Origin of the sequence: Shewanella litoralis, from assembly GCF_009828585.1 — a bacterium.
Lineage (GTDB): Bacteria > Pseudomonadota > Gammaproteobacteria > Enterobacterales > Shewanellaceae > Shewanella > Shewanella litoralis.
Window position 1 is genome coordinate 51382 of the sequence record NZ_WSRZ01000001.1, and the last position, 25704, is coordinate 77085.

Genomic DNA, 25704 nt, shown 5'->3' on the forward strand with positions numbered 1-25704 from the left:
TTAAATGCCAACGGCACTTACAGCTTCACGCCAGTGGCCAACTACAATGGCCCTGTGCCGGTGATCACCTATGTGTTAACCGATGGCTCAAGCACCGATACGTCAACACTGACCATCTCTGTGACTCCAGTCGACGATGCCACCAATGCGATTAATGACACTAAAACCGTGGCAGAAGACACTGTCGCTACCGGTAACGTATTGGCTAACGACACTGACATTGATTCAACCTTGTCGGTATCGACCTTCACGATTGCAGGCTCAAATACGGTGTACACCGCTGGCAGCACCGTTGTGACACTCACTAACGGCACCTTACAGTTATTGGCGAACGGTAATTACACCTTCACGCCAAATGCTAACTGGAACGGCGATGTCCCGGTGATCACTTACACCACCAACACAGGTGCAACGGCGACCTTGACCATCAAAGTCACCCCTGTTGACGATGCCACCAATGCGGTTAATGACACTAAAACCGTGGCAGAAGACACTGTCGCTACCGGTAACGTATTGGCTAACGACACTGACATTGATTCAACCTTGTCGGTATCGACCTTCACGATTGCAGGCTCTAATACGGTGTACACCGCTGGCAGCACCGTTGTGACACTCACTAACGGCACCTTACAGTTATTGTCGAACGGTAATTACACCTTCACGCCAAATGCTAACTGGAACGGCGATGTCCCGGTGATCACTTACACCACCAACACAGGTGCAACGGCAACCTTGACCATCAAGGTCACGCCAGTGAATGATGCACCAGTCATTGACGATTACACCAATACCATTAACGACTCAATTGCAAATGGCACTAGCGTATACAATGTTAATGATGCTAATACCGGAAACGATAAAGATATTGATGGTGACTCACTGACCTACTCTTTTGTTCATGCAAATGGATCTAATAGCTTAATCAGTGAAGATGGAGCATTTGTGATCAATGCTCAAACAGGCGTAATTTCTGTTAATGACACGACAAAAATTGATTACGACAATGGTAGCCAAATTCAATTAACTGTTAGCACAACTGATGGCAGTTTGTCTGATACAGCGCTGATTACCTTCAACTTAAACAACGTCGATGCCAATGATGATCTCCCTGGTTCGGCTTATACAGTCACGACAGGTTCAAGCAGTAATTGGGCTATCCCACAGTCAAACGGTGAAAACAAAATGACCATATCAGCTCGTAATGCTGATGGTTCTATGGGTGTGGTTAATATTGAAAACAGTACGGGTAAACTTGGCGTATCAGGTTCTCCGCGTTCTGCAAATCAAATTATTGGTCAAATAGAATACGACTCGGCTTCAGGCACATCTGAATCTATCGTGATTGATTTTAATGGTTTAGTGAATCAGGCAACGTTCAGCGTTTCAAACATGTTTACTAATGAAAATGACGGTGAGCAAGGGGTTTGGAAGGCTTACTACAATGGTCAATTGGTCGCGAGTGAAACATTTAAAACCCTATCTGGCGATACTGGAACATTCACTATCGATACCGGAAACATCGTCTTTGATCAGTTAGTCTTTGAGGCGACAAAAACCATTAGTGAAACAAATGGGGGCCCAGCATTAAGTGATTCTTCTGATTACTTCTTAACGAGTATTACCGCTGCCGGCCCTGCGATTATGGGTACCTACCTGGTCTCTGAAGATGGCGTGTTAACTATCTCCAATGCAAACCAAGGGTTGCTTAATAATGACTCCGATGCACAAGGAAATACCTTTGCACTAACTGATGTGAATGGTACTGCGGTTACTGACGGGCAAGTCGTGATATTACCTAGTGGTGCTCTATTAACTATCCACAGTGATGGCACCTATTCGTATGACACGAATGATTCATTTGAGGCATTAACAGCTGGTCAACTTGCGACAGATACCTTTACTTACACCGTCACCGATCAATACGGCGCCACAGATACTGCAACGGTGACGATTAACATTGTTGGCGAATCTGATTCGGGTACGGTTTATGAGAAGTACACAGGTAATCCTGGTAATGATGTCATTAAAGGAACCGTGAATAACGATATTATTGTCAGCGATCAGCAAGGCTTACAGATTGTTGCTGGCGAAAACTACAATATCGCATTCATATTTGATACATCTGGAAGTATGTCTGGTGTTATCGCTGAAGCTAAAACTCAGCTCGAAGCCGTGTTTAACTCATTGGCCGATAGTGCAAAGGGCTCACACAGCGGTACCGTAAATGTATTGCTGACTAACTTTGCAACAGGATCTAATTACTCGGTATCAGTAGATATGGATGATACTGATGCGGTCGATACGCTATTAGCACAGTTAAGTAAAATGAGTGCTACTGGGTCGACTAACTATGAAGCCGGTTTTGAATCTGCAATAAATTGGTTTACTAGCAGTACAGTGCTAAATAATGTTGGAAATAATATTTCTTACTTTATTACGGATGGTTCACCAAATGCGCAAACAGTTGATACTAATACTTCAACAGTATTAATGAATTATGATGTTTCGACCAGTAGCTATCAAACCTTAGGTAGTTTGTTGACTTCTAATAACTATGTTAAGGGCAACGTTATCAGCATAGATGGTCAAGTCGTTGTCAATGCTAGCGGTGCTGTGTATTCACCATACACAGGTGCTAAAATTGGCCAATTAAGCTTTAACACTAATAATACTGTTAAAAGCTTTACAGACAATGGAACAAACACAACCGCTCAGGCGCAACATGCATTTAATTTACTTGCTGCAGTTTCTGAAGTTGAAGCAATCAGCTTAGCAAGCGCTAACGGCAACACTACGGTTAATGAAGCCAACCTAAAACTATATGACACAGATGGTTATGTGCGTGCATCTATCGATGTATCCGACCTATCAAGTGTTATCACAGGCTCTGAGACATTCCAATCTCAAGGTGATGATAATACGGTTGGTAATCAAGGTGACGATATTATCTTTGGCGATTTAGTGCGGTTTAGTGGTTCATCTGAGCAAGGTTACGTTGCATTACAAACCTATGTCGCAGATAAAACTGGCCAAAACGTTGCAGATATTGACGTTAAAGCAGTGCACGATTACATACGTGATCATGTGAATGAATTTAATATCAATAACACCAATGACGGTAACGACATTTTAGACGGTGGTATCGGTGACGATATCTTATTTGGCCAGGGTGGCAATGATACTATCTATGGCGGCGAAGGTAATGACGTTCTCATCGGCGGTTTAGGCAATGACACGCTCATCGGTGGATTAGGCAATGACACCTTTGTGTGGTCTAAAGGTGACATTGGGACTGATACCATTAAAGATTTTGAAGTGAACAACGATACGCTTCATATCAGCGATTTATTGCAAAATGAGCAGAATGGTAATCTAGATGATTATCTAGACTTCTCGTTCAGTAATGGTAATACCACTATCTCTATTGATGCTAATAACGATGGTACGGTAGACCAAGTGATTGTATTAGATGGCGTAGACCTGTCGCAGCAATATGGCGCTACAACTGATGGTGTGATTATTAATGGGTTACTAAATGATGGTGCACTCATTGTTGATACACCAACGCAAAACCCAGCACCATCACCAGGAACCACCCCTGTCGATCTTTATGACCAGTACAGTGGAAATATTATTCCTTAATAACAACACATTGACTGCGTCACATAGTAATATGTGACGCATCACTTGTTATTTCTAACAATAATAAATTAAGGACTCTTATTAGGTGCCTATAACTGCGTCTAAAACAAGCGAGCAGTGGACGATTTCTGCTTCACAACGGGTAACGGTTGATCCGCTACTCGATTGCTTAGTATTGCTGACAGAACACTTTGGCAGCCCCTGCTCTATTGATTCTTTGGCTGCGGGTTTACCGTTGTCAGGTTCAGTTATTTCTCCAGAATTGGTACCACAAGCCGCTGCTAGAGCAGGATTGTCGGCCAAATTATCACGTAAAGACTTAAATCAAATTTCAGACATACTTTTACCGTGCATTTTATTATTTAAAGATAAAAAAGCCTGTGTATTAAGAGAGATTGATTTAGAAAATGACAAAGTTGTTATTCAATTACCTGAAACTGGTGGCGAAGATAACCTAACGCTAGAGGAACTTGAGTCCTTGTATGTGGGCTACCTATTTCTAGTCAAACAAGATTATCGTGGTGATAAAAGCTTCGATGTTCACCTACATGACAACAGTACACACTGGTTAATGCAAAGTATTAAAGACTCTGCGCCTATTTATCGTGATGCACTTATTGCATCGGTATTGGTTAACCTATTTGCATTGGTTTCTCCACTGTTCATTATGAACGTTTACGACAAAGTAGTGCCCAATTTAGCTTTTGAGTCGCTTTGGGTATTAGCTATTGGCGCAAGCATAGCCTATTTGTTTGATTTTATTATGCGTCAACTGCGGAGTTACTTAATCGATATTGCCGGTAAAAAAGTCGATATTATCGTTTCCTCAAAATTATTTGCCAAAGCTATTGGTATTCCACTATCAAAACGCTCTCCCAGTGTCGGCGGAATGGCAAGGCAACTCGGTGAGTTTGACAGTATTAGAGAGTTTTTAACCTCAGCAACAATCACAGCACTGGTCGATTTACCTTTTGCCTTGCTCTTTGTCATCATCATTTACATTGTGGCGGGTGATTTAGCACTTATCCCTGTTTTTGGCAGTATCGTCATTATCGCAGTAACGCTTTATCTGCAGCCTAAACTCAAACAAGCCATTGAAGAAAGTAATCGTTTTTCAAGCTTAAAGCATGGTCATTTAATTGAAAGTTTAACAGCGCTTGAATCAATTAAAGCCAATGGTGCTGAAGGATTAGTGCAGAAAAGCTGGCAGCAGATGATTGGCCATACAGCTAACTGGCAATTAAAAAGTAAAAAACTGTCTAATCATGTTGCCCATGTAGCCAATTTTATGGTGCAAGTGACTGTAGTGCTGGTTGTGATTTTGGGTGTATATCGTTTAGCGGATAACGAAATATCCATGGGCGGCATTATTGCTGCAGTCATGTTATCAAGCAGAGCCATTGCGCCTATGGCACAATTAGCGGGCCTAATTTCTCGCGGTAACCATACCATCAGTTCGTTACGTCAACTTGATGCCATCATGGAAGAAGAGGATGAGTTCGAAGACAAAGGCCATCTTGTTAGTAAAGAACGTATTATGGGAAAAATCGAAGCTGACAATATAAGCTTTAGTTTCCCTAACACCGAAAAGCCAAGCTTACATCCCCTATCTCTGCGTATTAAACCAGGTGAACGTATAGCCATTATTGGGCGCAATGGTTCCGGTAAAAGTACCTTAGCAAAACTGCTACTTGGCTTATATAAGCCGACTCAAGGTAGCCTTCGATATGATGGTTTAGACGCAGGACAAATTCATCCGAGTGATTTAAGACGTAACTTTGGTTATCTGCCACAAGATGTCACCCTCTTTCACGGGAGTATTCGCGACAATATTTTATTTGGATCACGCCAAGTGACTGAACATCAATTGATGAGAGCCATTCAGCTTTCTGGAGTCAATATGTTCACCAATTTAGAGTCGGAAGGACTTGATCAGCAAGTCGGAGAAGGAGGCTTAGCATTAAGCCGAGGTCAACGACAAACCGTTGCTTTAGCCAGAGCGACCCTTAACGACCCATCAATATTGCTAATGGACGAACCAACAGCCAGTTTAGATGCACGGGCAGAAAAACAATTTATTCGATCAATGCAACTTGTGAGTCGTGACAGAACCTTACTATTAATCACTCACAAAATGCACCTACTCAACCTGGTTGATCGGATTATTGTATTAGATAAAGGTCATGTCATGGCTGATGGTCCCAAAGATGAAGTGCTTGCCATGCTTAACTCCGGCGCAATGGCGGGAGAGCAAAACACATGAGTAAACATCTTACCGCAGAAGATTTAGAGATGGTTGACGATGTATACGGCGCCATTATGACCGATGCCCCGACAGGGCATAGACTCATTATATGGTCATTGGCTGCAATGATGGGATGCTTCATTATTTGGTCATATTTTTCAGAGTTAGACCAGGTTACGACAGGTCTAGGTAAAGTCATTCCGTCTTCACAGTTGCAAATAATTCAAAGCCTAGACGGCGGTATTTTACAAGAGATTTATGTTCAAGAAGGCGTAATGGTGAGTAAAGGCCAACCGCTTGCACGCATCGATGATACGCGTTTTAGATCTGATTTTGGCCAACAAGAACAAGAAGTCTACGGCTTACAAACTAACATTATTCGTATGCGCGCAGAATTAGACAGCATTGTGATTTCAGATATGTCCTCTGACTGGCGTCAACAAGTTAAAATAACCAAGCAGGAATTAGCTTTCCCTGGAGAAACAATCGAAGCAGAGCCCGAGTTAGTCAAACGCCAGCAAGAAGAATACTCGCTGCGTTTAGATAACCTAAACAATCAGCTCGAAATATTAGTGCGCCAGATCCAACAGCGTCAGCAAGAAATTGAAGATTTAGCATCAAAAATTAGTACTCTCACGAAAAGTTACCAACTCGTTAGCCGTGAGTTAGAATTGACGCGTCCGCTGGCACGAAAAGGGATTGTACCTGAAGTCGAATTATTAAAGCTTGAGCGAACGGTAAATGACATCCAGGGTGAACTGCAGTCTTTACGCCTCTTAAGGCCTAAAGTAAAAGCGGCAATGGATGAAGCAATCCTAAAACGTCGTGATGCGGTATTTGTTTACACCACTGATTTACGTGCGCAATTAAACGAATTACAAACAAAACTATCACGAATGAATCAAGCACAAATTGGTGCATTTGATAAAGTCAGCAGGGCTGTAATCTCTTCACCTGTTGTTGGCACAATTAAAAAAATCTACTTTAATACTTTAGGTGGGGTTGTGCAGCCAGGTGAACAAATCATTGAGATTGTGCCATCAGAAGATAAACTACTGATAGAAACTAAAATTACACCAAAAGATATTGCTTTCTTACACCCTGGATTACCCGCTATAGTGAAAGTAACAGCATATGACTTTACACGTTATGGCGGCCTTAAAGGTACAGTAGAACATATTAGTGCCGATACATCACAAGATGAAGAAGGCAATAGTTTTTACATCATAAAAGTAAGAACTGAACAATCGAGTTTACTAAAAGACGATGGCACAGAGATGCCAATAATCCCGGGAATGCTCACTTCGGTGGACGTTATCACAGGGAAAAAATCAATACTTGAGTACATTTTAAATCCAATTTTAAGAGCGAAAGACACCGCCCTTAGAGAGCGCTAAGAAGAACCAGGAGGGTTTTAAATGAGCACTATTAAAAATCAGCACACAAAGATCAGTGCTGTTGCACTAGCTTTGTCTATGTTGATTGCACCAACAGCCTCAAGCCAATCGCTTGAACAGGCTGTTGCACACACGCTAGATACCAATCCAGATTTACGGATTGCGTTTAACCGCTTTAAGGCACGTGAAGAGCAAGTTAATCAGGCTACGGCTGGTTACATGCCAACGGTAGACCTCAGCGCGGGATACGGCTGGGAGCAAACCGACAGTCCTTCAACTCGTCGTAAAGCAGGCCAAGGCGATGTTGATAGCGATGGCGAAATTGATCTAGAGCGTGGCGAAGCCGGCTTTAGCATCAAACAAATGTTATTTGATGGTTTTTATACCAGTAGCGAAGTTGATCGCTATTCGTACGAAGCAACCGCCGATCAATGGGCATTATTTGCAGCAGCTGAAGACATGGCCTTAGATGTGTCTAAGGTATATTTAGACTACATTCGCAGCCAACAAGTACTAACGCTGTCTGAGAGAAACCTAGAAAGTCATAAAGCCATTTATGATCAAATTAAAGAACGGACAGACTCAGGATTAGGTTCAATTGCAGACTTGTCGCAAATTACCGGTCGTTTAGCACGCGCTAATGCGAATGTTGTGTCAGCCAAAAACAACTTAGAAGATGCAAAAGCTGCATTTATTCGAATTGTGGAATCAGAACCTGAAAATCTGATTTTGCCAGTACCAGATGCTGATATGCTCCCAGCAGACTTAAATAAAGGTGTGATGCAAGCCAAAAGTAACCATCCAATCCTTAAGTCTGCTGAAGGTGATATCAATGCGGCAAAATATGAGCGTAGTTCAGCCAAAGCAAACTATTTCCCACAATTAAGTTTAGAACTTAATGGCAACTGGAATAATGACGTTGATGGTGAAGACGGTTATAGCGCATTGAGCAGCCAAAATGTGAATGGTTATAGTAATGATTTAGTGGCCATGGTTCGCGTTAAATATAACTTATTTTCGGGCGGCAAAGATTTAGCACGCGATAGAGAGACTGCGTACAAAATTAATGAAGCAAAAGAAATTCAACAACGTGCATACCGCCAAGTTGTTGAGGGCATTTCTTTAGCCTGGAACGCCTACGAAATGCTTGCACCACAAAAGCAGTATATTCGTGAGCACGTTGTCGCGGCTAAGCAAACTCAAGTCGCTTATGTGCAACAGTTTAATTTAGGCCAACGTACACTGCTCGATTTACTCGACACTGAAAACGAGTTATTTGAAGCTCGCAAGGACTATTTACAAACTGAATATGACGAAATTGCAGCTCGTTACAGAGTGTTAAATGCCACAGGCAGTTTGCTTGACTCACTGAGAGTTACGCGCCCTGAAGAATGGCGTGGCGAACGCTCATATGAGGGAGGGGTTCAATAATGAAATACTTAATGATTCTACTCGCTATGTTGACCGCTACTGGCTGTGCAATGAATGATATTGTCGAGCTCAATAAACCAACAAAGCAAAACTTTGACTTAAGCGATATGGACAAAGATGGTGTTATTACTGCACGTGAAAATTGTGCAGGAACCCTTATAGGTGCTGAAGTTGATAACTATGGCTGTGGTCAAGTTAACGATATTAACGATAGCCAAGAACTGAAAATCTTATTTGCGAATAACTCTGAGGTCATCGAGCCACAGTATTATGATCAAATAGAGAAAATCGCTAAGCTGATGAAAAAGTACCCAACAACAAAAGTGGTTATCGAGGGTCACACCAGTCTGAGAGGCAGTTATGAACTCAATTTAGCCTTGTCACAAAAGCGTGCAAAATCGGTTGTTGATATACTTGAGAGTACGTTTGGCATTGACTCTCAACGTCTGTCGGCTGTCGGTTATAGCTTTGACAGGCCTATTGACACCAGTGGCACCCCTGAAGCAGAAGAACGAAACAGACGTGTTATCTCGACAATTTCTGGCGAAGATACAATGTCAAAGATGAGATGGAATATCTATACTGTTGACGATGAGAACGAATAATCGTTAAACAGGATATTGATCATTGAGTCGTAAAGACAAACATGCCACAGCATCGTTTTATAAAAGGGTCTGCCACAGTGTAATTGTGACATCGGCCCTTTTAGTTTCATGTTTGTTTGCCGCGCCAACTCAAGAGCTAAACCAGCAACAGATTGTATCAGCCTTAACAAAACGCTACGGCGATAGAGCCGCATTAAGGGCTAATGCTTGGTTTAAAATTATTGACGACGCACAGCAATTAAGTGATATCGATAAATTAAAGAAGGTAAATCACTTTTTTAATTTATTTAGGTTTATCGATGACAAAACCTTGTGGGGCGACTCAAATTATTGGGCGTCACCGATGGAATTTATTGGTGTTAATGGTGGTGACTGCGAAGATTTCTCTATCGCAAAGTACTTCACCCTACTCCAGCTAGGAATCTCTGAAGATAAGCTGCGGATCACCATGGTAAAAGCCACAACATTAAATCAATACCACATGGTATTAGCCTATTACGAACAACCTAATTCAATACCACTGGTATTAGATAATTTAGATAAAGCCATCAAACCTGCCACACAAAGAAGAGATCTTCTGCCTGTATACAGTTTTAATGGTAAACAATTATGGTTAAACAAAGAAAAAGGTCGAGGAGTGTTAGCAGGCTCATCATCACGCCTTGAAAAATGGACTGACCTTAAACTTAGATTAGGTGTAGACCGCTTACGCCGACCCAAACTCAACATGGAGTAGTGACAACATGACCCTGTTCAGGCAGATCTATGCGTTACTTTTTGCACTTTTCTTGTTAACTATTGCAAGTGTGGCCTACGTACAATTTTCAGAAACCCAAGGTTTTTTAACCAAACAGATGGAGTCTGATCTTAATAATGCCAGTAACTCATTAGGCTTAATGCTCACTCCAGTACTAGAGTCTGGCGATACCGCCAGCGCAGAAACCTTAGTCAATGTGATTTTTGAAGGTGGTTACTATCAACAAATTAAACTCACCTGGCTCGTAGATGGCAAACAACAGGTTTGGAATAATACCGTAAGAGTAAGTAATGTACCGCAATGGTTTATCGACCTAAACCTGTTTAAGAGTATCAACAAACAAACGACAATCACTTCAGGCTGGCTCCAGCTTGCTACTCTAGAAATCACGGCTCACCCAGGATTTGGTTACCAGGAACTTTGGCGTATCATCACTGATATTATCATTTTATTCTCTATCTTATTTTTAATCGCAATTGTGTTTGCCAGAGTGGGATTGAGCTGGATTTTAAAGCCATTAAACACCTTGTCTGTCCATGCAAAACAAATTTCAGATCGCCAGTTTGGCCCAGACATGCCAGCGCCCAAAACCAAAGAGCTCAAAGAGCTGGTTAACGCATTTAACAGTATGTCGGCGCAGCTTAAACAAGTTTTCAACTCACTTGACGAAGAAGTATCAGCATTACGTAAGAAAAACCTCGTAGATCAAGTTTCAGGTCTACCTAATCGACAGTACATGGTAAGCCGCATTAACGGCTGGTTAAGCGAACCGAGTACAGGTGCGCTTTATTTGGTCAAAATGGACTGGTTAGAAGACGTACACAGTAAGTATGGATTCCAGGTACGAGATGAAACCATTCGTATCCTCTCAGAAAAGTTGCAATATCATCAGGATGAAATTGCTCACTCCGTAATCGCACGTATTGCTGCCTATGAATTTGCATTTTTGGTAGAAGACTGTGAACACGACCAACTCACTAAGTACCTACAAAGCCTCATACGCACGATAAATAAAGAAATATCAAAAGCAGGCTGCAAACCTAACGAGCAGTTTAATATCGGTGTGGCCGAACGTTTAGGGCAAATGACAGTATCAGATATGATGGCGCAGGCAGATAATGCATTACAGCAATCAATCAAAGATGCCAAAGTATTCCATTGGTTTGAAAATACCCAGCAGCAACTGTTTACTCGTGAAGAGTGGCGGACAAACTTAGGCTATGCGATTCAGCATAAAAAGTTTGAGTTCCGCTGGCAGCCAATTCAATTAAGCGCCAAAGATGAAGTCTGTCAGCGCGAATTATATTGTCAGTTACAAATCGCCAATACCACACTTCATGCTGGCCAATTTATGCCTTATGTTGAATTATTGTCTCTAGGAACTATGCTCGATCGGTGTCTAATAGAGACAGTAAATGAATGCAGATTACTTGAGCGTAATTACGAAAGAGTCGCGATTAACTTAACCAATCAAAGTATCAGCGATATTGAATTCCACACATGGTTAAAGCAGTTTTTACGCGCAAATAAATATCCTGAACGGATTTGCTTTGAAATCCCAGAAGCAAGTGTATACAGCGATTTAGAAGCCTGTGAAAACTTGTGTAAAGTCATTCGAGACAGTGGCGCACACTTTGGTATTGATCACTTTGGTCGCCAATTTGGCTCAATGGCTTATTTACAAAGCTTAAGACCACACTACGTCAAGCTAGATCAATCTTTTGCTTACATTGAAGACAACCAGCATAACAGTGAGTTGTGCCGAGCATTAGTAAACGTAGCCAAAGGCTTAGACATCCAGGTGATTGTGACGGGTATTCAAGAAAAACAACAACTCAGCCGCTTTACAGAACTCAGAGTCGATGCCTACCAGGGCTTTATCTCGCCGCCAGTTAATGTAAAGCTATAGCGACTTAGCGACATACCCAAGATGCAAACCACTCTACGGAGTGGTTTTTTATTGGGTCACAATAGTCTTATGGATTGAGGACTTACAAACCTAGCAGACTAATCAGGGATAGGTATAAGGGAAACGTAACTAATTTCACGACTAGTGACATTTAACCCAAAAAATGAAAACAAAAAAGCCACTCATTTGAGTGGCTTTTTTGTTAAATTGGTCGGTGATAGAGGATTCGAACCTCTGACCCTCTCGTCCCAAACGAGATGCGCTACCGGGCTGCGCTAATCACCGAAATTTATTTCAAACTTTTACTATAAACAAGTTAACTAACTCTTAACTCATTTTAACAATGTGGTCGGTGATAGAGGATTCGAACCTCTGACCCTCTCGTCCCAAACGAGATGCGCTACCGGGCTGCGCTAATCACCGAAAATAAAACATTGAATTGAATGGGGTGACTGATGGGGCTCGAACCCACGACAACCGGAATCACAATCCGGGACTCTACCAACTGAGCTACAATCACCACTGACTTTCAATTCTACTAACCAATACAACAGAACCACTGCATACGGAATGGTGCGCCCAGAAGGATTCGAACCTTCGGCCTTACCCTCCGGAGGGGTACGCTCTATCCAGCTGAGCTATGGGCGCTCGCCTTGGTTAGCGACGCATATAGTAGGGATAAAATACCCTCACGTCTAGCCCTGATTTACTTTTTTTAACTGACTGATTAAGTTTTGAGTCATTTGCGCTAACTATTTGCTCATTTAATCTCATTACTCATAACTATTAACGTTATACTTACATTTATTTCGCTTGGATCACATTTATATTTATGGTAATTATAATGATTGTTCAAAAATATTTGTTCACATTATTAATAGGATAACACCTGTTCGGGATATGGATACCAAAATTAGCCACTCAACAACATCTCCACGTGTCGAGCACCTTCAAAAAAGGGTTGCCCGTTTAAAACGTTTGGCTAAAAAATATAAGCGTTCTGAGATTATTCAAAATGCACTGTTAGGTATTTCTAATATCGCCACTCAAGTAACATCATTAGATGATTTTTACCGAAGGGTTCATCTGCATCTTCAGCAACTTATCCCTGCAGAAAATTTTTTTATTGCCTCTAGAAATCTCAAAACCGGATTAACAAGCCTGCCCTTTTTTGCCGACCAACAAGATTCTCATCCATCAGAACTGTATCCAGATCAAGAGATCTCGTCTTTACTTAATAGCGGTTTAACGGGTTATGTGCTGCGTAACGGTGAGCCATTACTTTGCGACGACACAAAATTTAATGAATTAATTGCCAGTGGCGACATTAAAAGCCTAGGGTCACCTTGCCATCAATGGCTTGGCGTGCCCATTAAAAATCAAGATGTCGTCAGTGGTGTATTAGTGGTACAAAGTTATAATGAAGCCAACACCTATGGCGAATTAGAACTCGAACTAATGGGCTTTATTTGCCACCACATCTCTGGTGTAATGGAACGATTAGAGCACCACGAGCAATTAGAACAAGCTATTGCTCAGCGCACTAAAGAACTCAGCCAAGCTTACGATAAAGTCACCATTGAAGTTCAAGAGCGAGTTAAAGCAGAAAAATTGCAAAAAACCTTATTCGAAATAGCGGATTTGTCCGCATCGAATGCTCCACAACAAGACTTCTACCATCGTCTACACGCTATTATTAGCCAACTAATTCCAGCGCATAATTGTTTTATCTCATTAATTGATGATAACAACATGCTGTCGTTTCCATTTTATGTATCACAAATGGCCGCTCAATACCCCGCATCGCGTCCTATGCAGGATGGCTTAACCGAATACATATTACGCCATAAGTTACCGCGATTACTGTCGGCCAAAGACATTGCTAACATGGTGACTATGGGCGAAGTGTATTCTAAATCGCCCGAGCTAAACAAAACGCAAAGAATGCATCAATGGATTGGTATTCCATTGCTCATTAATGGCGATGTGGCCGGTGCATTAACCATTTACAGTCTTGATGATGAACACATATATCAATCAAAAGATTTAGAATTACTGACTTTTGTATCGCAACATATTGCCAATGCTATCGAACGCAAACAAGCCGTTGAGTCATTAAAAAGCAGTTACGAGCTATTAGAAGATAAAGTCGTCGAGCGGACTCGGGCATTAGCCGAACTTAACAATAATTTGCAGCAAGAAATCCATCAACGCCGCAAAATCGAAGATCAGCTGGTACACGACGCGCAGCACGATGGACTCACAGGTTTGCCCAATCGAAGCTATTTAATGGAACGATTGTCTCAAGCTTTAAAACACTTACGTCGTCATGGCTTAGACCAGTTTGCCTTATTATTTATCGATTTAGATCGCTTTAAGCTCATTAATGATTCATTTGGTCATCTAGAAGGTGATCGCTTCTTAATCGAAACAGCGCAGCGCTTAAAATCATGCGTGCGCGACAACGACACCCTGGCCAGAATGGGCGGTGATGAATTTGTTATCTTACTGGATTCTATTCACTCCACAGATGATGTCGTGGAAATCAGCGAGCGGATATTACAAGCCTTATCGATGCCTTACACTTTAGCCAAACAAGAATTTATTTCAGGTGCCAGTATTGGTATTGCATTTAGTGGCCGTAATAAGCTTGTCACCAGCGAATCGATTCTGCGCGATGCAGATGCTGCCATGTACCAGGCAAAAGCCAATGGCAAAGGTTGTTATGTTATATTTGATGACCAACTAAGTGCACAATCAAAATTACAACACGACCTCGAAATCGATTTTAAAAAGGCACTTGAACAGCAAGAGTTTACTATTCGCTACGTAGAAGTCGTTGATTTTACGACAGGTGAAATTGTTGCTATTGAACCACATATTGAATGGCAACACCCTGAGCACGGCCTCATTGAGCACGCTAAAATGAAACGTTTAGCAGCACAATATCAACTGACATTGAACCTAGATGGTTATATTTTTACTCAGTTGAGCAATCAATATCATTGGTTAAGACAGCAATATCACCCGAATGTCACCCTGCACTTATCCATTAGCAGTCAGCATATTAAAAACAAGTTTGTATTACGCAACCTTAAAAACACCATTAAAAACAGCAATATTGAACTCAGCAAACTCATGTTGTTTTTTAACGAAAAAGCCTTAGTTCAAGACACCGAAAACCACATCAATGGCTTTGAGCTTATTACTCAGTTAGGCGTTCAAATTGGTATTGATGGGTATGGTACAGGTTATAGCTCATTAAGCTGCCTAAGCTTCTTGCCGATTAAAGCATTGAAACTCGATACTGACATCAGTAAACACTTATTAAACGATAAGCAATTACAATTAGTTAAAGCCTATCAACTCACAGCACAAACACTCGAGTTTGACATGTATGCCACCACAGTAGACACACAGCAACAAGTGCGTCAATTTTTAGAACTCGGCTATATGCGTGGCCAAGGTCGAGCGATTAGTAAGTTATTTAGCGAAAAAAAAAAGCCTTATAAGTCCTGCGCCTGATCGTTAAAATCCCAGCTCGCTATACTCAAAAAGGCTTTGCTTTAATATTCTTTGATATGAGATTACTTTAGTTTGATATTATTTTGGTTTGAGATTACTTTTTAAACATATCACGTATGTTAGCAATATGACTCTTGCTGGTTTCAACTCGCTGTTGTTCTGTTTGTACTGGTTTGCGATTTTCCCAAATTAAATCGTCCTGGGGTAACTCAAGTAAAAAACGGCTTGGCTCGCAGCGCATAGTTTCACCAAATTGACGGCGTTCGCGGCAAATCACAAACCACAACTCACGCTGAGCCCGGGTAATCCCTACATAAGCTAAGCGCCTTTCTTCATCGACGTTATCTTCATCAATACTCGATTGATGCGGCAAAATACGTTCTTCTACGCCCACCATAAACACAAACGGATACTCAAGTCCCTTCGATGCGTGCAAGGTCATTAACTGCACCTGATCGCCGCCCTCATCTTCACTATTACGTTCCATCATGTCGCGCAGGGTTAAACGCGTCACTACCTCTGGCAACGTCATGGCTTCATCAAGCTCATCACCTTCAAGCATTTCGGTCACCCAGCGATACAGCTCAGAGATATTCTTCATCCGCATTTCTGCCGCTTTTGCACTGGTGCTGGTTTCGTATAAATAATCTTCATAATTAATTTTACGAATAAGCTGCTTAATGGCTTCGACGGGTTCACCTCGAGTAGCGAGCTCACCAGTATCAACAATAAACTTGCCAAATTGATAAAGAGAGCTAACCGCAGCAGGCGCTAAATGATGATTAAGCTCGACATCAAAAATAGCTTCAAATAATGAAATATGCTTTTGGTTGGCAAAGTTACCTAATCGCTCAAGGGTTGCAGGACCAATACCGCGTTTAGGTAAGTTAACCACGCGCAAAAAAGCATTATCGTCGTCTGGATTCACCACCAGGCGCAGATAAGCCATAATATCTTTAATTTCTGCGCGTGCAAAAAATGATGTTCCACCACTTAATTTATAAGGTATACGGTTGGTCATAAGGGCACGTTCTAGTAAGCGCGACTGATGATTACCCCGATATAAAATGGCATAGTCGCCAAATTGAGTACGGCCAACAAACTTATGGCGAATAATTTCAGCCACCACGCGTTCAGCCTCTTGCTCTTCGTTAGCGGCAATAAGCACCCTCAGAGGCTCACCATAAGCAAGTTCACTAAACAACGCCTTGTCGTATACATGAGGGTTGTTGGCAATCAAGATATTAGCCGCGCGCAAAATACGTTGGCTAGAACGGTAATTTTGTTCCAGTTTAATCAGTTTTAACTTCGGAAAATCAGTACCCAATAACACTAAGTTTTGCGGTTTGGCACCACGCCACGAATAAATTGACTGATCGTCATCGCCCACCACGGTAAACCGGGCGCGCTCACCCACTAACAATTTTACTAATTCGTATTGGCTGGTGTTGGTGTCTTGATATTCGTCCACCAGCAAATATTGAATGCGAGTTTGCCAACGGGTGCGCACTTCTTCGTTCATGCGCAGCAATAAGGTCGGTATTAAAATAAGGTCGTCAAAATCAAGTGCGTTGTAGGCTTTCATGTGCTGCGCATAACGCTGATATAGCATGGCAAATAATTGCCCTTGCTCATCTTTTGCTAAACTGCGTGCTTGTTGCGGAATAACCAGGCCGCCTTTCCAATTTGAAATGGCCGAGGCTAGGGCTTTAATGAGATCTTTGTCTTCGTCTAACTCATCTTGAGTCAGCTCTTTTAATAAGGCGAAGGTGTCTTGGTCATCAAATAATGAAAAGCCCGCTTTAAGGCCAAGCACTTTATGCTCACGCTTAATGATCTCTAACCCTAAGGTGTGAAAGGTTGAAATCCACAATCCTCGCGCTTCTTTGCGCCCCATAGACTGTGCCACACGCTCTTTCATCTCACGGGCGGCTTTGTTGGTAAAGGTTACCGCAGCAATGTTACGTGCTTTATAACCACACTTTTCGACAAGGTAAGCAATTTTATTAATGATTACACGTGTTTTACCGCTGCCAGCACCCGCAAGTACGAGGCACGGACCCGAGACATAATGTACGGCTTCATTTTGCCCTGGATTGAGTTTCATTAATCACACTACCTTACTAAACGTAAACGAAGGCGGATCATAGCAGAATCACTGATGACAATTAACGAAAAATTACAGTTAGGTTTTGGAAAAACGCTCGCCTCGGTTACAATTAGCTCAATATATCAGTAGGGGATCATGATGATAAATCCAAAGAAAATTGAAGAACTGGCGAAACAACTGAGTGACAACTTACCAAGCGGTGTAAAGCAGTTTGCTGGCGAGTTTGAGGAGCGCAGTAAGCAAGTATTACAAAACCAACTGATGAAACTTGACGTGGTATCGCGCGAAGAATTTGAAGTGCAGCAACACGTGTTGCTTAAAACCCGTGAAAAGCTTGAAGCATTGCAAGCGCAAGTTAACGAGATTGAAAAAAAGCTCGCTGAATAATCGTGTTCACCAAAGCCATTATTCCATAAAAAATGACGCTCAGTAGCGTCATTTTTTGTATCAATAAACAGCTATGATTATAACGAGTTAACTAAGCGACTCTTGTAAAGCCCGTAAGCACAAAGCAACGTTTTCACGACGAGCACCAAAGCCCATTAAGCCGATACGCCATGCTTTACCAGCTAAAGCCCCTAAGCCAGCACCTATTTCAAGGTTGTACTCTTCTAACAGGTGTTTACGCACTGCGGCATCATCAACACCTTGAGGAATATACACCGCATTTAATTGTGGCAATCTTGACGCTTCATCTACCACAAACGTAAGCCCTAACTGGATTAAACCATCACGTAATAACAGGTGCATTTTACGGTGTCTTGCCCAGGCATGTTCTAGCCCTTCATTGGCCAGTAAGCGCAATGATTCATGCAGTGCATAAAGTGCATTAACCGGAGCCGTATGGTGATAACTGCGCTTAGCGCCACTGCTGTTACCCCAATAGCCCATCACTAAAGTTTGGTCTAAAAACCAGCTTTGTACTGGCGTAGTTCGGGCTTTAAGTTTAGCAACAGCTTTAGGCGAAAAAGACACAGGTGATAACCCCGGCACACATGACAGACATTTTTGGCTACCGGAATAAATAGCATCAATGCCCCACTCATCCACCAGCAACTCAACACCACCTAATGATGTAACGGCATCAACAATGCTAATACAGTCGTGTAATTGCGCTAATGTGCACAGTGTTTTCGCATCAGATAATGCACCTGTTGAGGTTTCTGCATGCACAAAGGCTAAAAACTTGGCATCTGGGTTTGCCACTAGTGCTGCTTCAACTTTGTCAGGACACACTGGCTCGCCCCAGTCATTGTCGACCACAACGGCTACACCGCCTACACGCTCAACATTTTGGCGCATACGTTCACCAAACACGCCATTGCGACAAACAATAACCTTTTCGCCAGGTTCAACCAAGTTAACAAAGCAGGTTTCCATACCGGCGCTACCAGGAGCCGATACCGCTAAGGTCATTTCGTTTTTGGTTTGAAAGGCATACTGAATTAGGCTTTTTAGTTCATCCATCATGCCGACAAACAGCGGATCTAAGTGGCCAATAGTTGGTCTCGACTGTGCAGCAAGCACTTCAGGATACACATCAGATGGGCCGGGGCCCATTAGGGTACGGCGCGGTGGCATAAAGGCTGGAATAGTTGGCACGGGTAACATCAATGTCTCCTTAAAATGAGGTCGAATGCCCATGTTGATAGCAACAAGTGCATGGAAAAATTTACCCTATATACCCAATCAACTTGAAGATACGTGTTTCAGAGCTTCACCGTGTTTTCAATACTAGGCGCGTTAATGCGGTAATGTAGGTACCTTATAAATTAACGCAACAACGTAGTGGGAACACGGTGAAACTCCCAAAGGGCAAGTTTTACACGCGTTTATGCTCCGTTATTGATTTTGGAAAGGGAATAACCATTACCCGCAATCAATGCCTTGCCTAAACGCATGTAAACTCTTGCTGAAATCGAGCCTCTCCAGGTTGATTGGGTATATATAAGCAACCCGTCACAATCATATGATGTACTAATGACATCACACTTTGGCGATGTGGGTTATCACCTACGAATATATTTTCGTTTTAGGCGCCCTGACAATATCACATTGAGGTGTTAAATCACCTCAATGTGATCATTATTTAAAGTTCAGCAATATATTGTGCAATTAAGCTTTATTTTTACTGGACTGATTATGTTCACTTGCCCTTGGGGCTATTCAAGAATAACTGGTAAGCTGGGCTGTGAGTTTCTTCTTGATAGACAAAGTCTAGGTCTGTTAAAAACTGTGCAAAAGCGACATCGTCCGTTGCTGGCACTTCAAAACCCGCCAGCACACGGCCAAATGCCGCGCCATGGTTACGGTAATGAAATAAGCTGATATTCCACTTACTTTGCAAGGTGGTTAAAAACTTCAACAATGCCCCTGGATGCTCAGGAAATTCAAAACTAAATAAGCGCTCTTCTAACGGCTCAAGTGGATGCCCACCGACCATATAGCGAACATGTAATTTAGCGGTTTCATCTTGAGATAAATCTTGTACTTCAAAGCCTTCTAACTCAAGTTTAGCAATAATCTCAGCCAGCTCTACCTGGCCACCGGTTAAACGAATGCCGGCGAACACCACCGCCATATCACGGCTGCTAAACCGGTAGTTAAATTCGGTCATTGGGCGCTTTTCTAGTAGCTCACAAAAGCGTAAAAAACTGCCTGGTTTTTCAGGCACTTTTACCGCTAATACCGCTTCTTTTTGCTCACCAAGTTCACAGCGCTCTGACACATATCGTAAACTGTGGAAGTTAACATTAGCCCCGCTCAAAATAGCGGCTGCCTTCTTAGGCGCGTCGCTATTGTTGCCATGCAAGCTCATATACTTTTTAAGGCCTGCAATTGACAATGCACCAGCGGGCTCCGCTATCGCGCGGGTATCTTCAAAAATATCTTTCACTGCAGCGCAGATTTCATCTGAGGTCACAGTCACGACTTCGTCGACATATTCACGCGCAAGCCTAAAAGGCTCTGTGCCGATACGTTTAACCGCGACACCATCGGCAAATAAGCCCACTTGAGCTAACGTCACTGGCTCATCTGCTTCTAACGCCGCTTTTAAACATGCGGCATCTTCTGGCTCAACGCCAATAATTTTGACTTGTGGCATAACCGCTTTGTAATAGGCCGCTATGCCTGCAATCAGCCCGCCACCGCCCACCGGTACAAATACCACTTCAATGTCACGTTGTTGTTGTACCATCTCTTGGGCAATAGTACCTTGACCGGCAATAACCGCTTCATCGTCAAATGGGGCGATATAGACGCGTCCTTCGGTTGCCGATAGGTTTTTAGCGTAATCATTTGCTTGGTCAAAGGCCTGGCCATGCAGCACCACATTGCCACCAAGGCGACGCACCGCATCAATTTTAATGTCGGGTGTGGTACTTGGCATTACAATCACAGCATCAATACCGCGGCTTGCTGCCGACATTGCCACACCTTGAGCATGATTACCCGCAGAGGCACACACCACGCCTTTATCGCATTCTTCTTGCGTGAGTGCAGCAATACGATTGTATGCTCCGCGCAATTTAAATGAATGCACAGGCTGCATGTCTTCACGTTTTAAATACACCTGACAACCAAAGCGAGCGGATAGCTTATTCATGCTCGACAGCGGCGTCACTTTAGCGACATCGTATACAGACGACAGCAAAATTTTCTGTAAATAATAATGCGCTAGGTCTAATTGAGTTTGAGACGCCAAAGCCAACATGTTACCCCTCCAGTTTGGTGCGATCGCGTACGGCACCTTTATCAGCACTGGTTGCTAATAACGCATAGGCTTTTAACGCTAATGACACATAACGTTCACGCGCGACAGGCTTCCAACCTAATGGACCTTTAGCGTCCATTGCGTCACGACGACGCGCTAACTCATCATCACTCACATTTAATTGAATGCCACGATTTGGAATGTCGATGGAAATTTGATCGCCATTTTCAATTAGGGCAATCGTGCCACCTGATGCGGCCTCTGGAGACACATGGCCAATAGACAGACCAGAGGTACCACCAGAAAAACGGCCGTCAGTGATCAACGCACATTTAGTCCCAAGCCCACGAGATTTAAGGTAAGTGGTTGGGTATAGCATTTCTTGCATACCTGGGCCGCCTTTTGGGCCTTCGTAACGGATCACCACCACATCGCCTTCAACGACTTCACCACCTAAAATACCTGCAACCGCATCATCCTGGCTTTCATACACACGGGCGCTGCCAACAAAGGTTAAATTAGACTCATCTACCCCTGCCGTTTTAACAATACAACCATCAACTGCCACATTACCCGCAAGCACTGCTAGGCCGCCTTCTTGGCTAAAAGCAAACTCACGTGTACGGATACAACCATTTTCACGGTCGTCATCGACGCTGTCCCAGCGGCAATCCTGACTAAAGGCTTTTTGAGTTGGAATGCCGGCAGGGCCTGCACTAAAAAAGCGGATCACGGCAGGGTCGTTGGTTTGCTTTAAGTCGTACTTAGCTAATACGGACTTTAAGTCGCCGCCGTTATCTGCAGCGACATGCGGTACGTCGTTATGCAATAAACCTGCTCTATCTAGCTCGCCTAAGATACCCATTACGCCACCCGCACGGTGCACATCTTCCATATGGTATTTAGGTGTTGACGGTGCCACTTTACAAAGGTGCGGCACAATGCGTGACATGCGGTCGATATCAGCCATGGTAAAGTCAATTTCAGCTTCTTGTGCAGCGGCTAACAAATGCAATACCGTGTTTGATGACCCGCCCATGGCGATGTCTAATGCGGTGGCGTTTTCGAAGGCCTTAAATGAGGCAATATTACGTGGTAATGCCGTTTCATCATCATGCTTGTAATAACGTTCTGCTAACTTCATTACCCTGCGACCAGCTTCTAGAAACAGTTCGCGACGATCAGCATGAGTTGCCAGCATTGACCCATTACCCGGTAATGATAATCCTAGCGCTTCGGTTAAACAGTTCATTGAGTTAGCGGTAAACATGCCTGAGCACGAACCACACGTTGGGCAAGCACTTCGTTCAATCTGCTTACTGTCTTCGTCACTCACATTGGTGTCGGCACCGGCTACCATGGCATCGACCAAATCAAGCTTAATGATTTGGTTCGACAGCTTGGTTTTACCCGCTTCCATTGGTCCGCCAGACACAAACACTACGGGAATATTTAACCGTAGCGCCGCCATTAACATACCTGGGGTGATTTTGTCGCAGTTTGAAATACACACTAACGCATCGGCACAGTGTGCGTTAACCATATACTCAACACTGTCGGCAATAAGCTCACGAGAAGGCAAACTGTAAAGCATGCCGCCGTGCCCCATGGCAATACCGTCGTCAACGGCGATGGTGTTAAACTCTTTAGCAATACCGCCCACTTCTTCAATGGCACTCGCCACTAACGCGCCCATGTCTTTTAAATGCACATGGCCTGGTACAAATTGAGTAAATGAGTTGGCAATCGCAATAATTGGCTTACCAAAATCGGTTTCTTTTACGCCAGTGGCACGCCATAGTGCGCGGGCGCCTGCCATGTTGCGGCCTTCGGTACTGGTTGCTGAACGTAATTTTGGCATTGCAAATATCCTTGTGTAATGTGGTGCGCGTTACTTATTTAGTCACAAATAACGCTCTAAAAATAATGTCTATCGAAAGCTTAACTGTTTGCCGCTTGTCCAAGAGACAACGCTGGCATCACTTTGCAATGCGTTACATCAATGAGCTTATCTAATTGGGTGCTTAACAGCTCAATAGCACGTTCTGCTTCAACCCATAAATCAACTGCCATACTCGCATCATCATTAATGCTGACCTGCATTTGGGTCACTTTAAATCCACGATGGCGAGTGACACGCAACACACGTTCTAGCACTTCTGGACGTTGTTGAACGGTTATTTCAAGATTATGCATCATGTTTGCTTCTCCATTTGATCCATCATGTCACTGTTACTTGCTCCGGGTGGGACTAATGGCCAAACGTTAAACGCATCATCAATCGCGACGTGCAACATGTAAGGTCCACTGCTATTAAGCATTTCATCTAATGCTTGCTCTACTTGATCTGCATGATTAATGGTGCGGCCAGGAATATCAAAAGCCGATGCCATTAACACAAAGTTGGGGTTATCAGATAAGTCCGTTTCGCTGTAGCGTTCTTCAAAAAACAACTGCTGCCATTGCTTGACCATGCCTAATTTTTGATTATCTATCAGTAAAATTTTAACCGGCAGCTTACGACGTTTAATGGTAGTCAATTCCTGGACATTCATCATAAATGAGCCATCACCGGATACTGTGACCACGGTAGCATCTGGGCGAGCCACTTGAGCGCCAATGGCCGCAGGTAAACCAAATCCCATAGTGCCAAGGCCTGCACTCGATAAATGGTCTTCAGGACGACGAAACCACATATGTTGTGCGACCCACATTTGGTGCTGACCAACATCACACGCGACCACGCTGTCTTCAGGTAACTTATTCGCTAAGCGGCGCAACATCGCTGGTGCATAAATTAAATCGCCAGGGTGTTGGTAATTCCATTGATGCTTACGAGATAAATCTTCAACCTCGGCTTGCCATTGGCTAATGGCCATTTTGCCTTTAACCGCGTCTGTTAACGCGGGCAATACTTGACGAAGCTCAGCGGCGATAGCCACATCTGGCTGGCGTAATTTGCCTAACTCAGCTGCATCGATATCAAGATGCAATACCTTGGCATTACTGGCAAAGCTGGCTAATCGCCCGGTAACACGGTCATCAAAACGCGCACCGACAACGATTAATAAGTCACATTCTTGTACGGCTAAGTTAGCGCCTTTACCACCGTGCATACCTAACATGCCTAAATACCCTTTGGTACCATGGGCAATACTGCCTAAGCCTTTTAAGGTCGCCACTGAAGGAATACCTGTGACATCAATAAACTCGCGTAAATGAGCAACGGCTCCTGCCATACCCACACCACCGCCCACATACAAGATGGGCTTATTGGCCTGGGTCAGTAACGCTGCGGCAGCGTCTAGTGCGGTTAATGTTGGGGTGAGTTCGTCGGCAACACTTTGCAGTGGGGTTTTATATTCAAGCTCAGCAATTTGGATGTCTTTTGGAATATCCACTAACACTGGTCCAGGTCGACCTTCTGCGGCAATTTCAAAGGCGCGGTATAACGTAGGGATTAAGTCATTGATGTCGGTAACCATAAAACTGTGCTTGGTGCAGGATAAAGACATGCCTAGCACATCGATTTCTTGAAAAGCATCAGTGCCAATGACGCTAGTAGAAACCTGGCCTGTAATCGCCACCAGTGGAACAGAATCAAGCAAGGCATCGGCTAGCGAGGTAATTAAATTGGTCGCTCCTGGGCCAGAAGTAGCGAAACACACTCCGGTTTTACCACTTGCTCTTGCATAACCTACTGCAGCAAAAGCAGCGCCTTGTTCATGGCGGCTAAGTAAGTGTTCAACAGGGCTGCCATAAAGGGCATCATAAATAGGCATAATCGCACCACCTGGATACCCAAACACTGTGGTAACACCATGTGCTGCTAGTACTTTGATGACTGCATCCGCGCCGCGCATTTTCTGTCCTGCTTCCATATTTTCATCTCTACTTCGTCAATGATTATGCTTGCTCTACTGTGTAATTTTTTACTTAACCCGAACTCAGGTTACTTAGCCTAGAAACTAAAAAACCCCCGGTCCTTTCGGAGCGGGGGTTTTTGCTAACTGTGTGACTCTTAGGTCAGTCTAGTTGCCAAACGCCACCCCCGCTGTGACTTAATAATCACTACGGTAATAATCGCGAGAATGAGCATGGCTGCATGATTTAGCATGTTTTAGACAGTATCCTAAGTTTCTAATATTTTTTCGTTCGGTTATGTTCAATAAACGTTACGGTATGACTAACAAGTACCATAAAAGATTTACTGAGCACAACTAAAAAATCGTCTATGTAAAAAAAATTCAGCTTCCCTGCCGAGACAATGCAAACAACAACAAAAACTTAACTCATGAGTTCGATTAAAAATAATCCTGGAACTCAGTCTAACAATTTGTTTTTTCAGCGGCCCTAACAAGATTATAG

The 25704-nt window shown here is 43.2% G+C and carries 15 protein-coding genes and 4 tRNA genes; 9 read left to right on the forward strand and 10 right to left on the reverse strand.

Translation table 11 applies throughout. The features are described 5' to 3' along the window. The 7 genes from GQA99_RS00245 to GQA99_RS00275 all read left to right on the forward strand — a co-directional run. Positions 1 to 3642: beta strand repeat-containing protein (locus GQA99_RS00245; protein WP_160051850.1), on the forward strand; the 3642-nt coding region annotated here is incomplete at its 5' end. An 85-nt stretch (positions 3643 to 3727) separates the two neighbouring features. Then, positions 3728 to 5905: a type I secretion system permease/ATPase gene (locus GQA99_RS00250; protein ID WP_160051851.1), complete on the forward strand. Its 2178-nt coding sequence runs from the start codon at positions 3728 to 3730 to the stop codon at positions 5903 to 5905. Next, a complete protein-coding gene (locus tag GQA99_RS00255; RefSeq protein WP_160051852.1) occupies positions 5902 to 7284 on the forward strand; it encodes an HlyD family type I secretion periplasmic adaptor subunit in 1383 nt (460 codons plus the stop codon). Before GQA99_RS00250 ends, GQA99_RS00255 begins: the two co-directional genes overlap by 4 nt. A gap of 78 nt (positions 7285 to 7362) precedes the next feature. Next, positions 7363 to 8715, forward strand: coding sequence for a TolC family outer membrane protein (locus GQA99_RS00260; RefSeq protein ID WP_373291401.1), 1353 nt, complete (start codon positions 7363 to 7365; stop codon positions 8713 to 8715). Continuing rightward, a complete protein-coding gene (locus GQA99_RS00265; RefSeq protein WP_160051854.1) occupies positions 8715 to 9320 on the forward strand; it encodes an OmpA family protein in 606 nt (201 codons plus the stop codon). Before GQA99_RS00260 ends, GQA99_RS00265 begins: the two co-directional genes overlap by 1 nt. An 85-nt stretch (positions 9321 to 9405) precedes the next feature. Further along, positions 9406 to 10056 carry a transglutaminase-like cysteine peptidase gene (locus tag GQA99_RS00270; protein ID WP_160051855.1) on the forward strand — a complete coding sequence of 217 codons (651 nt, stop codon included), beginning with the start codon at positions 9406 to 9408 and terminating at the stop codon, positions 10054 to 10056. A gap of 7 nt (positions 10057 to 10063) precedes the next feature. Next, positions 10064 to 11986 carry a bifunctional diguanylate cyclase/phosphodiesterase gene (locus tag GQA99_RS00275; protein WP_160051856.1) on the forward strand — a complete coding sequence of 641 codons (1923 nt, stop codon included), beginning with the start codon at positions 10064 to 10066 and terminating at the stop codon, positions 11984 to 11986. Positions 11987 to 12194: 208 nt separating this feature from the next. On the opposite strand, the gene GQA99_RS00280 is transcribed toward GQA99_RS00275, so the two are convergent. The 4 genes from GQA99_RS00280 to GQA99_RS00295 form a co-directional block, all read right to left on the reverse strand. Beyond that, a tRNA-Pro gene (locus GQA99_RS00280) sits at positions 12195 to 12271 on the reverse strand. A 61-nt stretch (positions 12272 to 12332) separates the two neighbouring features. Next, positions 12333 to 12409, reverse strand: a tRNA-Pro gene (locus GQA99_RS00285). A gap of 21 nt (positions 12410 to 12430) precedes the next feature. Beyond that, positions 12431 to 12506 (reverse strand) — tRNA-His (locus GQA99_RS00290). Positions 12507 to 12557: 51 nt separating this feature from the next. Then, a tRNA-Arg gene (locus GQA99_RS00295) sits at positions 12558 to 12634 on the reverse strand. Positions 12635 to 12886: 252 nt separating this feature from the next. Between GQA99_RS00295 and GQA99_RS00300 the strand changes: the two genes are divergently transcribed. Then, positions 12887 to 15511: a sensor domain-containing phosphodiesterase gene (locus GQA99_RS00300; protein ID WP_160051857.1), complete on the forward strand. Its 2625-nt coding sequence runs from the start codon at positions 12887 to 12889 to the stop codon at positions 15509 to 15511. 94 nt (positions 15512 to 15605) lie between these two features. On the opposite strand, the gene rep is transcribed toward GQA99_RS00300, so the two are convergent. Further along, a complete protein-coding gene (gene rep / locus GQA99_RS00305) occupies positions 15606 to 17618 on the reverse strand; it encodes a DNA helicase Rep (RefSeq protein WP_160051858.1) in 2013 nt (670 codons plus the stop codon). A 141-nt stretch (positions 17619 to 17759) separates the two neighbouring features. Here rep and ubiK point away from each other — a divergent pair, with 141 nt between their 5' ends. Further along, positions 17760 to 18008 (forward strand): ubiquinone biosynthesis accessory factor UbiK, encoded by a 249-nt coding sequence (gene ubiK, locus GQA99_RS00310; RefSeq protein WP_160052183.1) that lies wholly within the window; start codon positions 17760 to 17762, stop codon positions 18006 to 18008. Positions 18009 to 18095: 87 nt separating this feature from the next. Here ubiK and GQA99_RS00315 read toward each other — a convergent pair whose 3' ends face one another. The 5 genes from GQA99_RS00315 to ilvG form a co-directional block, all read right to left on the reverse strand. Beyond that, positions 18096 to 19232 (reverse strand): pyridoxal-phosphate-dependent aminotransferase family protein, encoded by a 1137-nt coding sequence (locus GQA99_RS00315; protein ID WP_160051859.1) that lies wholly within the window; start codon positions 19230 to 19232, stop codon positions 18096 to 18098. 535 nt (positions 19233 to 19767) lie between these two features. Then, positions 19768 to 21336 carry a threonine ammonia-lyase, biosynthetic gene (gene ilvA / locus GQA99_RS00320; protein WP_160051860.1) on the reverse strand — a complete coding sequence of 523 codons (1569 nt, stop codon included), beginning with the start codon at positions 21334 to 21336 and terminating at the stop codon, positions 19768 to 19770. Between the two features lies 1 nt (position 21337). Continuing rightward, the gene (ilvD, locus tag GQA99_RS00325; RefSeq protein ID WP_160051861.1) at positions 21338 to 23197 is read right to left on the reverse strand and encodes a dihydroxy-acid dehydratase; all 1860 of its coding nucleotides are present in this window, start codon (positions 23195 to 23197) and stop codon (positions 21338 to 21340) included. Between the two features lie 80 nt (positions 23198 to 23277). Next, entirely contained in the window at positions 23278 to 23535 is a 258-nt protein-coding gene (ilvM, locus tag GQA99_RS00330; protein WP_160051862.1) for an acetolactate synthase 2 small subunit, read from the reverse strand. Then, the gene (gene ilvG / locus GQA99_RS00335; RefSeq protein WP_160051863.1) at positions 23532 to 25217 is read right to left on the reverse strand and encodes an acetolactate synthase 2 catalytic subunit; all 1686 of its coding nucleotides are present in this window, start codon (positions 25215 to 25217) and stop codon (positions 23532 to 23534) included. The genes ilvM and ilvG overlap by 4 nt, the downstream gene beginning before the upstream one ends. Positions 25218 to 25704: the final 487 nt, after the last annotated feature.

Excerpts from the sequence above, each read along its gene's own strand:
- GQA99_RS00255 (WP_160051852.1), top strand. The coding sequence starts at position 5,902 with ATGAGTAAACATCTTACCGCAGAAGATTTAGAGATGGTTGACGATGTA.
- GQA99_RS00260 (WP_373291401.1), top strand. The coding sequence starts at position 7,363 with ATGTTGATTGCACCAACAGCCTCAAGCCAATCGCTTGAACAGGCTGTT.
- GQA99_RS00265 (WP_160051854.1), top strand. The coding sequence starts at position 8,715 with ATGAAATACTTAATGATTCTACTCGCTATGTTGACCGCTACTGGCTGT.
- GQA99_RS00275 (WP_160051856.1), top strand. The coding sequence starts at position 10,064 with ATGACCCTGTTCAGGCAGATCTATGCGTTACTTTTTGCACTTTTCTTG.
- GQA99_RS00300 (WP_160051857.1), top strand. The coding sequence starts at position 12,887 with ATGGATACCAAAATTAGCCACTCAACAACATCTCCACGTGTCGAGCAC.
- rep (WP_160051858.1), bottom strand. The coding sequence starts at position 17,618 with ATGAAACTCAATCCAGGGCAAAATGAAGCCGTACATTATGTCTCGGGT.
- ubiK (WP_160052183.1), top strand. The coding sequence starts at position 17,760 with ATGATAAATCCAAAGAAAATTGAAGAACTGGCGAAACAACTGAGTGAC.
- GQA99_RS00315 (WP_160051859.1), bottom strand. The coding sequence starts at position 19,232 with ATGTTACCCGTGCCAACTATTCCAGCCTTTATGCCACCGCGCCGTACC.
- ilvA (WP_160051860.1), bottom strand. The coding sequence starts at position 21,336 with ATGTTGGCTTTGGCGTCTCAAACTCAATTAGACCTAGCGCATTATTAT.
- ilvD (WP_160051861.1), bottom strand. The coding sequence starts at position 23,197 with ATGCCAAAATTACGTTCAGCAACCAGTACCGAAGGCCGCAACATGGCA.
- ilvM (WP_160051862.1), bottom strand. The coding sequence starts at position 23,535 with ATGATGCATAATCTTGAAATAACCGTTCAACAACGTCCAGAAGTGCTA.
- ilvG (WP_160051863.1), bottom strand. The coding sequence starts at position 25,217 with ATGGAAGCAGGACAGAAAATGCGCGGCGCGGATGCAGTCATCAAAGTA.